Source organism: Chelatococcus sambhunathii (genome assembly GCF_001418005.1).
Classification (GTDB): domain Bacteria; phylum Pseudomonadota; class Alphaproteobacteria; order Rhizobiales; family Beijerinckiaceae; genus Chelatococcus_A; species Chelatococcus_A sambhunathii.
Genome location: NZ_LIOL01000002.1, coordinates 588214 through 600673 on the forward strand (window position 1 = coordinate 588214; position 12460 = coordinate 600673).

Sequence of the window (12460 nt, forward strand, 5' to 3'; positions counted from 1 at the left end):
TCACGGCTCCTGCTTGGCGAGCGCGACCTGCGACGCGACGATGAAGCCGATGCCGAACAGCGCCAGCATGACGAGGTTGGGCCACAGGTCGGCGAAGCCGAGGCTCTTGGTGAAGGTGCCGACGCTCACCGGCTGGTACCACGCCGCCGGGAAGGCGAGCCCGATGAAGCGGGCGCTGCCGGACAGCGAGGAGACCGGCACGAGAAGGCCGGAGAAGTTCACCGCCGGGATGATGGCGATGATCGAGGTGGCGAAGACCGCCGCGACCTGGGTGCGCGTGAAGCACGAGACGAAGAGGCCGAAGCCGGTCGTCGCGAGGATATAGAGCAGGGTCGCGAAAAGCAGCGTCGGCAGCGAGCCCTTCACGGGCACGCCGAACAGCAGCAGCGCGAGCGCAAGCAGCGAGACGAAGCTCACGGCCGCGATGACGACATAGGGCAGCTGCTTGCCGACGAGAAACTCGAACCTGGTGACCGGCGTTGCGCGGAAATTGGCGATGGAGCCGGTCTCCTTCTCGCGCACCACGCCGACCGCCGTCATGATCGCCGGAATCAGCACGAGCATCAGCATGATGACGCTCGGCACGATGGCATAGATGCTCCTGAAGGCCTGATTGTAGCGGAAGCGCGTCTCGATATCGGCCGGCAGGACGCTGACGGAACCGCGGCCGCGCTCGTGCGACTGCGTCTGGAGATATTGCAGCGCCAGCCCGCTGACGTAGCCGCGCGTCGTCTCGGCCCGGAAGGGCATGGCGCCGTCGAGCCACACGCCGACCTCCGGCTGGCGGCCGGCAACGAGGTCGCGCCCGAAGCCGGCGGGGATCTCGATGGCGAGCTTGAGCTCGCCGCTCTTCAGGCGGTCCACCACCTCGGCGGCATTGGCGATCGGCGCCCGCTCGTCGAAATAGCGGGAGCCGGAGAAGCTTTCGAGCAGTTGCCGGCTTTCCAGCGACCGGTCCTGGTCGAGGGCCGCGAAGGTGAGCTTCTCGACGTCGAAGGAGATGCCGTAGCCGAAGGTGATCATGAGGATGATCGGGCCGAGCAGTGCGAAGGCGAGGCGAATGGGGTCGCGCATCAGTTCCATCGTCTCGCGCCGCGCATAGGCCCAAAGCCGGCGCAGGTCGAAGGAGCGCGCGGCCTGCGCCTGTCCCATGGCCGTCGGCAGCGCGACCGGCGCCTCCTGCGCATCCTCGGCCGACAGGTCGATGCCCGCCGCCTCGGCAAGGCAGGCGACAAAGGCCTCTTCGATGTCGCCGCCGCCGTGCCGCGCTGCCAGTTCCCGCGGCGTGCCCACGTCGAGCACCTTGCCCGCATGCATCAGCGAGATGCGGTCGCAGCGCTCGGCCTCGTTCATGAAATGGGTAGAGATGAAGATCGTCACGCCCTCGTCACGAGACAAGCCGACGAGGAAGCGCCAGAAGGCGTCGCGCGCCACCGGGTCGACGCCCGACGTCGGCTCGTCGAGGATCAGCATCTCCGGCCCGTGGATCACCGCGACGGCGAGCTGCAGGCGCTGGCGGATGCCGAGCGGCAGGCTTTCGGGGCGCTCGTCCGCGACATCGGCCAGGTCGAAACGCTGCAGCATCTCGTCGACCCGCGGCGCGACCCTGTCGGCCGGGAGGTGGAAGAGATGGGCGTGCAGCTCGAGGTTCTGCCGCACGGTCAATTCGCCGTAGAGCGAGAAGGACTGGGACATGTAGCCGACGCGCCGGCGCGTCTCGAGATCGCGTGCATCAAGCGTTTCGCCGAACAGCCTGGCCCAGCCCTCGCTCGCCGGCAGGAGGCCGGTCAGCATCTTCATCGTCGTCGACTTGCCGCAGCCGTTGGAGCCGAGGAAACCGAAGATCTCCCCGCGCGCGATGCGGAAGCTGACATTGTCGACGGCCGTGAAGTCGCCGAAGCGGCAGGTCAGGCCCTCCGCCTCGATGGCCGGCGGGCCGTCGCTCGCGACGCGCGGGCGCACGGCGACCGGCTCGTGCTGGCGGCGCTTCTCCTCGGGCAGGAGGGCGATGAAGGCGGCTTCGAGCGTGTCCGTCCCCGCCCGCGCGCGCACCTCGTCCGGCGAGCCGGTGGCGATCACCCTGCCGTCGTCGATGGCGGCGAGCCAGTCGAAGCGTTCCGCCTCCTCCATATAGGCGGTGGCGACGATGACGCTCATGCCCGGCCGGCGCTGCCTGATGCGCTCGATAAGGTCCCAGAACTGGCGCCGCGACAGCGGATCGACGCCGGTCGTCGGCTCGTCGAGGATGATGAGGTCGGGATCGTGGATGAGCGCACAGCACAGGCTGAGCTTCTGCTTCATGCCGCCCGACAGCTTGCCGGCCGGCCGGTCGGGAAACGGGTCGAGCCCGGTCGCTTTCAGGAGCTCGGCGATGCGCGTCTCGCGCTCCTCGGTGCCCTGCCCGAAGAGGCGGCCGAAGAAGTCGAGATTCTCGTAGACCGAGAGGGTCGGATAGAGGTTGCGGCCGAGGCCCTGGGGCATGTAGGCGATGCGCGCGCCGCTCGCCCTGCGGTGCCCGGCATCGGCCATGTCGCCGCCGAGCACCCTCACCTCCCCCTCCTGGATCCTGCGCACCCCGGCAGCGAGCGCGAGCAGCGTCGACTTGCCGACCCCGTCGGGGCCGATCAGCCCGGCCATGCAGCCGGCGGGAATGGACAGCGAGACATCGTCGAGGGCGTGCACCTTGCCGTAACGGTGGGTGACGCCGCGCAGGGTGACGACAGCATCCGCGCCGGTGACGGCCGGGGCTGCAGAAGGGCAGGCGATATCCATGAAGGCTACCGCTGGGCTCAGTCCGGCAGCCGGATGGCGAGGTCCGTCGGCCAGCCGGCATCCTTGTCGGTGCGGACGAAGCCGATGCCGCGCACGCCCGTCTTCACCTGCGGCTCGTATTGCCTGAGCAGGTTGGGATCGATGCGGATCTTGACGCGGAACATCAGCTTCTCGCGTTCGTCTGCCGTCTCGACGGCCTTGGGCGTGAATTGCGCATCGGCCGCGACGAAGGAGACCCGCGCCGGCACCACATAATGCGGGATGGGATCGAGGATGATGCGCGCCTCGTCGCCGAGAACGACCCTGCCGGCGTCGCGCGCAGGCAGGAAGATGGTCATATAGACGTCCGCAAGGTCGAGCAGCGTGACGATGCGCGCGCCGGCGGCCACCACCTCGCCGCCGCGCGCCAGCTTGTATTGCACGCGCCCGCGCCGGGGCGCCTTCAGCACCATGTCGGCGACAACCGTCTCGAGCCGAGCCACATCCGCCTTCGCCGCCTCGATGGCGGCGGCGGCCTGGTCGCGCGAGGCCTGGGCGGCGTTGAGCGCGGCATCGGCCGCCTTCATCTGGCTGCGCCGCTGGTCGAGCCGCTCCTGCGACAAATGGCCCTTGGTGAAGAGCTCCTCGGCCCTGTCGAGCTCGGCCTTCGCGAGCAGACGGTCGCTCTCGCGCTGGGCGATCAAGGCCTCGGCCTCGGCCTTCGCCTTGACGGCCCGCAGCACCTGCGCCTCGGCGCCGCGCAACTGGGCCCGGTATTCGGAATCATCCATGCGGGCGATGACGGTGCCGGCATCGACCATGTCGCCCTCCTCGACGAGAACCTCGGCGAGGCGGCCGGCATATTTGGCCGAGACGTCGACCTGCTCGGCCTCGATACGGCCGTTGGCTCTGGCGATGCCCTCCGGCAGGCTGTTGCGGCGCAGGCGGTTGAACAGCGTCTCGAGGGTTCCCTGCGCCTGCGCAACCCCGGCACCGAAGACCGCTTCGCAGGGCGGCAGCCAGCCGGGCGTCGCCAGAAACACCACGAGCAGCGCAAGACAACAGGGACGGGGCAGGCTCATCCGAAACCTCCTGAAGGCCCACTGTCGGTGAACTCGCCTCGGCAGCTTCTGCTGCCAAAGGCCGCGATTCCAGCCGGCGTCACCGGCCGAGTGTCGTCCTAGGCTCCGGCACTCGCTGCGGCCTTGATGCAGATCATGGCCCGGCGACGGTATGCCAATCAATGTTCCTCCATTCCTGCCGCAGCCCACATGTCCGGCCTGCAGCGGGCCGCGAGCGCTTCGCCCCCAGCCTTGCATGGCTCGGAGGCGCAGCACTGCCCCCGACGGGCTTGCAGCGGCCAGGGCCCCCGCCTACGGTCGCGCAACCTGTTCTGCGGAGGCGCGCGATGAGCAAGACGACCCTTCTGTTCCGGGACGATCCCTATATCAAAACGGCCGAGGCGACCGTCGTCGGCCTCTCCGACGATGGCGGCATCATCCTCGACCGCACCATCTTCTATGCACAGGGCGGCGGCCAGCCCGGCGACATCGGCTGGATGATGCTGCCCGGCGGCCAGGAGATCGCCATCGCCAATGCCGTCTACGGCCCCGACCGGTCGACGATCGCGCATGTGCCGGCGGCCGAGGGGCGTCTCCCCGCCATCGGCGACATCGTCGGCCTGCGCCTCGACTGGGACGTCCGCCATGCGCGCATGCGCGTGCATACCGCGCTGCACCTGCTCTCGGTCGCCCTGCCCTTTCCCGTCACCGGCGGCGCCATCGGCGACGGCGAGGGCCGGCTCGACTTCGATATCCCCGATGCCGGCCTCGACAAGGACGAGATCGGCGTCAAGCTCAACGAGATGATCGCGCAGGATGCGCCGGTGAGCGAGCGCTGGATCACGGACGAGGAGCTCCTCGCCAATCCCGGCCTCGTCAAGACCATGTCCGTCAAGCCGCCGATGGGCTCGGGCACCGTGCGGCTCGTCGAGATCGCGGGGCTCGACCTGCAGCCCTGCGGCGGCACGCATGTGAAGACCACCGGCGAGATCGGCGCGGTCGCCATCACCGCCATCGAGAAGAAGGGTCGGCAGAACCGGCGCGTGCGCATCGCGCTCGCCTGATCACGGCCGTAACGCAGAGGACCAGGCCATGAGCGAGACCAAGCTGCCTTCGGCCCATTTCGTTTCTACCGCTTGGCTCGCCGAGCATCTCGGCGCGCCGGACATCGCCATCGTCGATGCCTCCTGGTATCTGCCGACGGACAACCGCGACGGCGCCGCCGAATATCGCGCCGCGCACATCCCCGGCGCGGTCCATTTCGACATCGAGGCGATCCGCGACGAGAGCACCGACCTGCCGCACATGATGCCGACGGCGGAACGGTTCGCGGACGCCGTCGGCGCGCTCGGCATCGGCGACGGCATGCGGATCGTGGTCTACGACGGCGCGGGGCTGCTCGCCGCGGCGCGTGTGTGGTGGATGTTCCGGGCCTTCGGCGCGCAGGACGTGAAGATCCTCGACGGCGGCTTCCCGAAGTGGCTGGCCGAGCGGCGGCCCGTCGACGCGGAGCCTGTGCAGCCACCGCGGCGGTCGTTCACGGCGCGGGCGCCGCAGGGTGTCGCCGATGTCGCGGGCGTGCGCGCCGCGCTCACCGATCGCTCGGCCCAGATCGTCGACGCCCGCTCGCCGGAACGCTTCCGCGGCGAGGCGCCGGAGCCTCGCCCGGGCGTGCGCCCCGGCCGCATACCCGGCAGTTTCAACGTGCCGCATGCCCGCCTCGTCGAGCAGGGAAGGCTGAAGGCGCCGGAGGATATCCGGCCCGTGTTCGAGGCCGCCGGCGTCAGCCTCGACCGGCCGGTCATCACCAGCTGCGGCTCGGGTGTTTCGGCGGCGATCCTGTGGCTCGCGCTCGACGCGTTGGGCAGGCCGCCCGCCGCGCTCTACGACGGCTCATGGGCGGAATGGGGCAGCCGGGCCGATTGCCCGGTCGTGACCGGGCCGGCCGACTGAGCGGCCCCGAAGGGAACGATGGCCCGTCAATCGTCCTTGGGTGCCGACCGGCCCGACGACTGCAACTGCCCACCCTCTCCGGTGGCGATATAGGTCTTCAATTCGTCGAGCGAGGCGAACTTGAAGACGCCGCGGCCCGTCTCGGCCTCGATGGAACCGTCGGAGTACATCACATAAAGATTGCCGCCGGCGCTGTAGGTGCCGACGACGGTCGGCGCCGCCGGGGCGGTGTCGGCCTCCTGCTCCGCAGGCGCGGGCTCCCCGGCTTCGTCATGCTCCGCCGGGGCCTCCTCGGCGCGGTCCGTTGCGGGCCCGTCTTCAGACGGTTCCGGCGTTGCCCCGTCAGCGGCCAGTGCAGAAGAAGGTTCACGTCCCTGTTGTTGCCAGGGGGCTGCAGGCGCCTCGAAGCCCTTCGCGTCGCCCCGGTCCTCCGTGCGACGCAGCCAGGACGGGAGTTGGGGCAGTGTTTCCTCACCCTTCGGGGCGGGCTCCGGCTCGGCCTCCGCTTCGGGTTCCTCCGACACCTGGGGCGCCGTGCCGAAGGTCGACAGGCGGGGCTCTTCCTTCTGCTGTTCGCCAGCCTCCTGCGATTCGGTCCCGGCCGTCCGAGGCTCCGTGACAAAGAAATCCCGCGAAAAGTCGAAGCGGGCGAACGGATCATCCAGCTTGCCGCTGCGCGGGGGCTGGGCCGACACCTCCTCTGCCGATGCAGGCTGGTCCGGGGCTGCGGCGGAGACCGGCTCCTCCCGCTCTTCCGGCTCTTCCCGTTCTTCCTCAGCTGCCGGACGATCCTCGAATCGGCGCGAGGGGAACGGTCGCATCGTCTCGAAGCCCGGCTCCTCGGCCGCCTCCGTCTCCCGCGTCTCCTCCTCCGCCCATGCCTTTCCACCGGTTGTCGCGGCCGCACCGGCGGCGGCGGAGGGCGCTATCGGCACGCCGGGGACGACGACAGGACGAAAATCCGCCTCGTCGTCGAATGGCTGCTCGGCCGCCCGGCCCAGCGACGACTCGCGGGTCGGAAGGAACTCGAGGCCCCCAGCGAGGCGGCGCAGGTCGCGCATCAGAAGCGCAATGGCCGCCAGAACGAAGCCGGCGGCGGCGAAGACACTGCCGGCGATCACCATCGACCATCCGCGCTCGAGCACGATGACTTCGGCACCGGCCATCACCGCGTAGAAACCGCCGGCGACGAGAACACCTGCAACGACGAGGATTACGGCAACCATCACACGACAACTTTCATTTCAGTCTACGCCATACTTCTTCGGCGCACAGTAAAGCCTTGCGCTCATGCTGCCAACTCGTGGCGCTCTGCGCAGCGCGCGCTTGCCCCGTGCGCCGACCGTCCCTAAGTAGACCGGGTGGGCTCTTCCACGGCTACCCGCACCCCACGGGAGGCCAGCATGACCGTCGACCGCTGAGGCAATTCGTCGACGGCTGTGGTCCTGGCCTGCGGCGCGTCCACCGGCACGCGTCCCGGATTCCTCGATGCGGAAGCAAAGGAGATAACGATGTCCTTCACCCTCCCCGATCTTCCCTATGCCTACGACGCCCTCCAGCCGTACATGTCCAAGGAGACGCTGGAGTATCACCACGACAAGCACCACAAGGCCTATGTCGACAACGGCAACAAGCTGCTCGAGGGCACGGACCTCGCCGGCAAATCGGTGGAGGAAGTCGTCGTCGGCTCTTTCGGCAAGAATCAGGGCCTCTTCAACAATGCCGGCCAGCACTACAACCACATCCACTTCTGGAAGTGGATGAAGCCGAACGGCGGCGGCGCCATCCCCGGCAACCTCGAGAAGAAGATCATCGAGGATCTCGGCTCCGTCGAGAAGATGAAGGAAGATTTTGCCCAGGCGGGCGCCACGCAGTTCGGCTCCGGCTGGTGCTGGCTCGCCGTCAAGGACGGCAAGATCATCGTCATGAAGACGCCGAACGGCGAAAACCCGCTGGTGCACGGCGCCAAGCCGATTCTCGGCTGCGACGTGTGGGAACATTCCTATTACATCGACTATCGCAACCGTCGCCCCGACTATCTCAAGGCGTTCATCGAGAATCTCGTGAACTGGGAATACGTGACGGAGATGTACGAGGCAGCCACCCGCTGAGGGATGCGCTGATTCGCATCGCGAACGGGGCCCGTCGGGCCCCGTTCTCCTTATGGGGAACTTAATAGGGATCGCTCGCCTCGATGATCTCCTGGCCCATCAGGACGCATTCGCCGGGGATCTGCGCATAGATGAGGCGCATGCGGTAATCGGCCTTGTAGACCGCGCCGGGCACTTCGACGACGTCGAAACGGCCCTTGCCCCGCAGCGCCTTGATCGTGCCGAGCGACTTCACGCGGTCGGCGAAGACCGCGGCGCGATCGTCACCTTCGGTATGGAACTTCAGCAGTTTCAGCGCCTGCCCGGCGGCAGCGGTGGCACAGGCCGGCTCCTCGGCCACCGTCGGGGATGCGAAGATGAGGAGCGCCGCGCAGGCGGCCAACCGGATTCGTGTTCTCGCCATGGGGTGAGTCCCGTTGAGTTTTTTCGCGGACCGGCATTCATCGAAAAGCAGCCGACCGCTCCCGTCATGGCTAGGCATATGGCCACCCGGCTTCAAGCCCGAAAAGGAAAGAATGCCGTTGCAGCGCGCGGCCGTTGCGGCATGATCGCGGCGCATTCTCACCCCGAACGGATATCCAGCATGAACATGGTCGGTCTCAGCCGGCGCACCTTCCTCGCGGCGGTGGCCCTCGTCTCCTCCGCCCCGGCCATGGCCGCAGCCGGTGAGCCGAACACCGTCGTCAGGGCGATCTACGACCGCGCCGCCCAGGGCCAGGGCGACGAGGGCGGCATGTTCCTCTTCGACGAAGGCGTGCGGCGCAGGAACTTCTCGAGCGCACTCGAAGCCTTGTGGCGCAAGGCCGAAGCGATTGCCGAAGCGAACGACGAGCCGGTGCTCGACTTCGATCCCGTCACCAATTCGCAGGACCCGGACGTGAAGTCCTTCACCGTGGCGAGCGAGGCGCGGACGGATGCCACCGCCCTTCTCGCGGTGACGCTCACGGGCCGCTTCACGGAGCGCGCGCAGGCGGCCGATGCGGTGGTGCGCTATGTCCTTATCCTGGAGGACGGCAGCTGGAGGATCGACGACCTGCGCGGCAGCGTCGACGGCGAGGCATGGTCCCTCAGGGCGATCCTGAAGCAGAGGACAGGCGAGTAGCCGCCCGCCCCTGGAGAGTGAATCTTTCCCGCTTTTCTGCCACGATCGAAACCGATAAGAGCGGCCTTGGCCGCACCGCTCGTCCGACGGGTGCGCCAGGCCACGCCGGCAGGTGCCTGTCGACCGTTTCCCTCGCGTCCCTTTCCGGAATTCAGCTGATGTCGCTCGGCCTCTTCGGGGAACATGTCGGCACCACGCCCGCCGGGGCGGAGTATCGGCCGGGCGCGGCGGCCGTCCTGCGCGACGAGCGGCGCGGATGCTGAAGAAGCTCCTGTCCGTCGGCGGCTTCACGCTGCTCTCGCGCCTCACCGGCTTTGCCCGCGACGTCGTTTTCGCCGCGGTGATGGGTGCCGGCCTCGTCGCCGATGCCTTCTTCATGGCGCTCCGGCTGCCGAACCACTTCCGCGCCATCTTCGGCGAGGGGGCCTTCAACGCCGCCTTCATTCCCGCCTATGCGCGCATTCTGACCACGGACGGTGCGGAGGCCGCCCGCCGCTTCGCCGACCGGGTATTCTCGCTGCTCACGCTCGTGCAGCTCGCGCTGCTCGCCGCGGCGCTCGCCCTCATGCCGCAGTTCATCGACCTGATGGCGCCGGGCTTCCGGGACGAGCCGGCGAAGTTTGAGCTGACGGTGACGCTGACGCGCATCACCTTTCCCTACCTCCTCTTCATCACGCTGGTGACGCTCGTCTCGGGCGTGCTCAACGCCGCCGACCGCTTCGCCGCCGCGGCCGGGGCGCCCATCCTCCTCAACCTGTCGCTCATCGTGGCGATGGGCCTCGCCTTCCTCTTCCCGACGGCCGGCCATGCCGCCGCCTGGGGCGTTGCGGCCGCGGGCGTGCTGGAGCTTGCGCTCGTCTGCTGGGACGCAAGGCGCGCCGGCCTCGCGCCGCGCTTTGCCGTGCCACGCTTCGATGCCGACATGGTCGCCTTCTTCAAGGTGCTCGGGCCGGCCGTCATCGGCTCGGCCGGCGTGCAGATCGCCATGTTCGCCGACACCATCATCGCCGCCATGCTGCCGACCGGCGCGATCTCCTCGCTCTATTATGCCGACCGCCTCTACCAGCTGCCAGTCGGCGTCGTCGGCATCGCCGCCGGCACCGTCCTGCTGCCGGAGATGAGCCGGCGCATCGCCGCGGGGGACGTCGCGGGCGCGCACGGCGCGCAGAACCGGGCCGCCATCTTTACCCTCGTGCTCGCCGCCCCCTGCGCCGTCGCCTTCCTCGCGGTGCCGGACCTCATCATGCAGGCGCTGTTCGGCCGTGGCGCCTTCACCACCGAGGATGCCGCGGCGGCGGGCGCCGTGCTCGCCGCCTATGCCACCGGCCTGCCGGCTGTGGTCCTCATCCGCTCCGCGGTGGCAAGCTTCTATTCCCGCGCCGATACGACGACGCCGGTCATCGCGTCCTTGTCGGCCGTCGCCGTCAACGTGGCGCTGAAATTTCTCCTCGTTGGCTCGATGGCGGCGCCAGGCCTCGCCCTTGCCACCGCGGTCGGCGCCTGGGTCAACGTGCTCCTGCTCTTCGTGCTGGCGAAGCGCCGCGAATGGGCGGCGCCGAGCCGCGAGCTGGGCTGCGCCATTGTCGCCATCACCATCGCCTGCGCCGTGCTCGGCCTTGCGGCGCTCGCGGCCGAGCGCTGGGGCGATGGCCTCTTGCCTGCCACCCTGCCCTGGCGACCTCAGGTGCTGATCTTCCTCGTCGCGACAGCCGGCGCGCTCGCCTATGGCGCGACGCTGCTGGCCGGGATCAGGCTGATGCGCGTGCCGCTGCGGCGCGTCTAGAATCTCACGGCACCGCCTGCAGGGTGGCGTGGCGCGTCGCGCCGCCACTGTCGGCGATCTCGGCGACGAGCTTGCGCCGGGCCGCGACGGCGAAGGGGCGCGTTTCGTCGGCGATCTCGACAAAGGCGCCGGGCCCACCGATCAGCTGCTCACCGTAATAGGTTTCCAGCGACATGCCGCCCGGCCCACCTGGGCGCCCGCCCGGCCGGCGGATGGCGAGGGCATTGATGGTGAAGCCCTTCGCCAGGGCCTCCGCCCGGGCCTCGGCCAGCGGCCGGCCGCCGATGTTGGGGCCGTCGCCCGAGACGTCGATGACCTTGCGCATGCCCGAAAAGCCGCTCTCCTCGACGAGGCGCACGGAATAGTCGATGGCGTTGGAGATCGAGTTGTAGCCATAGGCGCCGCGCGGGCGCGTGCGCAGCTTGTGCGCGAAGGCCTCGGCGGTCGCCGGATCGCGGATGACCTGCCAGTCGACGACGGTCACCTGCGATTGCGGGCCACCCCATTCCACATAGGCGACGGCGATGGCGCCGATGAGGCCGCTGCCGATGGCGGCAAGGACGTCGTTGCTCGTCAGCGCGCTCGCCCAGCCCTCGCGCTGCAGGGTGAGTTCGTCGTCGTCGATGGAGCCCGAGCCGTCGGCCGCCAGCACCAGCTCGAGATCGACCTCCTCGGCTCGCGCCGGGACGGAAACGAGCGCGATGAGAAGAAACGACAGGCCCGCCAAGATCCGCATGTCCACCTCCGGCATCCCCGGCGCGGAAGCCTAGGGATGCGGAGGGAATGCGTCACTTCAGGATGACGTTATCCGCCGACCTTCTCGCCGGCATGGGCGAAGGCCCAGTAGAGCTCGCGCGCCTGGCGGTAGAAGGGGCCGGGCTGCAGTTCGCGCTCGTCGATCCTGAGCACGGGCATGACCTTGGAATAGTTGCCCGAGAGGAAGATCTCGTCCGCATCCACGAAATCGTCGTAGCGCAGCGTCGTCTCGTGCACCGTCACGCCCGCCTCGCGCAGCAGCCTGATGACGCGCTGCCGCGTGATGCCGTTGAGGAAGGTGCCGTTGGGCGCCGGCGTCAGCACCTCGCCGTCGCGCGCCATGAAGACGTTCGTGGTGGCGGTCTCGGCGACATTGCCGAGCATGTCGAGCACGAGGGCGTTGTCGAAGCCCTTGCGCTTCGCCTCGAGGACGGCGCGGGCGTTGTTGGGATAGAGGCAGCCGGCCTTGGCGTCGGTCGGCATCGTCTCCAGCGTCGGGCGGCGGTAGCTCGCCTTGGTCAGCGTGATGCCGCCGGGCTTGGGCATGGGCGCCACGAAGAGGCAGAGGCAGAAACGGGTCGACTCAGGATCGGGCGCGATCACCGCCGGCCCGTCCGCCTCGGCCCAGTACATGGGCTTGACGTAGAGCTCGGCGCCCGCCCCGAACTTGCGCGCGCCCTCCCGCGCGAGCTCGACAATCGCCTCGGGTTCCATGGTCGGTTTCAGCCCGAGCGTCTTGGCCGAGCGGTTGACGCGCGCGGCATGGCTGTCGATGTCCGGCATCACGCCCTCGAAGACCCGAGCGCCGTCGAAAACGGAGGTGCCCTGCCAGAAGGCGTGGCTGCGCGGCCCCATGAGCGGCAGGTTGCCCTCATGCCAGCCGCCATCGAACCAGGTCCATGTCTCGCTATACCAAGGCCGAGATTGCCCGGACATCATCATG

Annotated in this window: 11 protein-coding genes; 5 read left to right on the top strand and 6 right to left on the bottom strand. The window is 68.8% G+C overall.

The window, feature by feature from the left end; translation table 11 throughout:
* Both rbbA and ASC46_RS06275 read right to left on the bottom strand, forming a co-directional pair.
* Positions 1-2772 (bottom strand): ribosome-associated ATPase/putative transporter RbbA, encoded by a 2772-nt coding sequence (rbbA, locus tag ASC46_RS06270; protein ID WP_055458404.1) that lies wholly within the window; start codon positions 2770-2772, stop codon positions 1-3.
* Between the two features lie 17 nt (positions 2773-2789).
* Positions 2790-3833: an HlyD family secretion protein gene (locus tag ASC46_RS06275; RefSeq protein ID WP_055458405.1), complete on the bottom strand. Its 1044-nt coding sequence runs from the start codon at positions 3831-3833 to the stop codon at positions 2790-2792.
* Between the two features lie 326 nt (positions 3834-4159).
* Between ASC46_RS06275 and ASC46_RS06280 the strand changes: the two genes are divergently transcribed.
* Together ASC46_RS06280 and sseA are read left to right on the top strand one after the other, a co-directional pair.
* Entirely contained in the window at positions 4160-4876 is a 717-nt protein-coding gene (locus ASC46_RS06280; RefSeq protein ID WP_055458406.1) for an alanyl-tRNA editing protein, read from the top strand.
* Positions 4877-4904: 28 nt separating this feature from the next.
* Positions 4905-5765: a 3-mercaptopyruvate sulfurtransferase gene (sseA, locus tag ASC46_RS06285; RefSeq protein ID WP_210165971.1), complete on the top strand. Its 861-nt coding sequence runs from the start codon at positions 4905-4907 to the stop codon at positions 5763-5765.
* Positions 5766-5791: 26 nt separating this feature from the next.
* Here sseA and ASC46_RS21590 read toward each other — a convergent pair whose 3' ends face one another.
* Positions 5792-6991 carry a hypothetical protein gene (locus ASC46_RS21590; RefSeq protein ID WP_055458407.1) on the bottom strand — a complete coding sequence of 400 codons (1200 nt, stop codon included), beginning with the start codon at positions 6989-6991 and terminating at the stop codon, positions 5792-5794.
* Positions 6992-7276: 285 nt separating this feature from the next.
* Between ASC46_RS21590 and ASC46_RS06295 the strand changes: the two genes are divergently transcribed.
* Entirely contained in the window at positions 7277-7876 is a 600-nt protein-coding gene (locus tag ASC46_RS06295) for a superoxide dismutase (protein ID WP_055458507.1), read from the top strand.
* 61 nt (positions 7877-7937) lie between these two features.
* On the opposite strand, the gene ASC46_RS06300 is transcribed toward ASC46_RS06295, so the two are convergent.
* On the bottom strand, positions 7938-8279 hold the full coding sequence (locus ASC46_RS06300; RefSeq protein ID WP_071923722.1) for a hypothetical protein: 342 nt from the start codon (positions 8277-8279) through the stop codon (positions 7938-7940).
* Positions 8280-8459: 180 nt separating this feature from the next.
* Between ASC46_RS06300 and ASC46_RS06305 the strand changes: the two genes are divergently transcribed.
* Together ASC46_RS06305 and murJ are read left to right on the top strand one after the other, a co-directional pair.
* Entirely contained in the window at positions 8460-8978 is a 519-nt protein-coding gene (locus ASC46_RS06305; protein WP_055458409.1) for a DUF3828 domain-containing protein, read from the top strand.
* 256 nt (positions 8979-9234) lie between these two features.
* The gene (gene murJ / locus ASC46_RS06310) at positions 9235-10761 is read left to right on the top strand and encodes a murein biosynthesis integral membrane protein MurJ (RefSeq protein WP_055458410.1); all 1527 of its coding nucleotides are present in this window, start codon (positions 9235-9237) and stop codon (positions 10759-10761) included.
* A gap of 4 nt (positions 10762-10765) precedes the next feature.
* Here the strand turns inward: murJ and ASC46_RS06315 are convergent, their stop codons facing one another.
* Both ASC46_RS06315 and ASC46_RS06320 read right to left on the bottom strand, forming a co-directional pair.
* Positions 10766-11497, bottom strand: a complete 732-nt coding sequence (locus tag ASC46_RS06315) for a DUF1194 domain-containing protein (RefSeq protein WP_055458508.1) — start codon at positions 11495-11497, stop codon at positions 10766-10768.
* Between the two features lie 68 nt (positions 11498-11565).
* Complete coding sequence (locus ASC46_RS06320) at positions 11566-12459, bottom strand: branched-chain amino acid aminotransferase (protein WP_082464717.1); 894 nt, start codon at positions 12457-12459, stop codon at positions 11566-11568.
* Between the last annotated feature and the right edge of the window lies 1 nt (position 12460).

Bases quoted from the DNA above. Each gene is read 5' to 3' on its own strand.
- rbbA (WP_055458404.1), bottom strand. From the start codon at position 2,772: ATGGATATCGCCTGCCCTTCTGCAGCCCCGGCCGTCACCGGCGCGGAT.
- ASC46_RS06275 (WP_055458405.1), bottom strand. From the start codon at position 3,833: ATGAGCCTGCCCCGTCCCTGTTGTCTTGCGCTGCTCGTGGTGTTTCTG.
- ASC46_RS06280 (WP_055458406.1), top strand. From the start codon at position 4,160: ATGAGCAAGACGACCCTTCTGTTCCGGGACGATCCCTATATCAAAACG.
- sseA (WP_210165971.1), top strand. From the start codon at position 4,905: ATGAGCGAGACCAAGCTGCCTTCGGCCCATTTCGTTTCTACCGCTTGG.
- ASC46_RS21590 (WP_055458407.1), bottom strand. From the start codon at position 6,991: ATGGTTGCCGTAATCCTCGTCGTTGCAGGTGTTCTCGTCGCCGGCGGT.
- ASC46_RS06295 (WP_055458507.1), top strand. From the start codon at position 7,277: ATGTCCTTCACCCTCCCCGATCTTCCCTATGCCTACGACGCCCTCCAG.
- ASC46_RS06300 (WP_071923722.1), bottom strand. From the start codon at position 8,279: ATGGCGAGAACACGAATCCGGTTGGCCGCCTGCGCGGCGCTCCTCATC.
- ASC46_RS06305 (WP_055458409.1), top strand. From the start codon at position 8,460: ATGAACATGGTCGGTCTCAGCCGGCGCACCTTCCTCGCGGCGGTGGCC.
- murJ (WP_055458410.1), top strand. From the start codon at position 9,235: ATGCTGAAGAAGCTCCTGTCCGTCGGCGGCTTCACGCTGCTCTCGCGC.
- ASC46_RS06315 (WP_055458508.1), bottom strand. From the start codon at position 11,497: ATGCGGATCTTGGCGGGCCTGTCGTTTCTTCTCATCGCGCTCGTTTCC.
- ASC46_RS06320 (WP_082464717.1), bottom strand. From the start codon at position 12,459: ATGATGATGTCCGGGCAATCTCGGCCTTGGTATAGCGAGACATGGACC.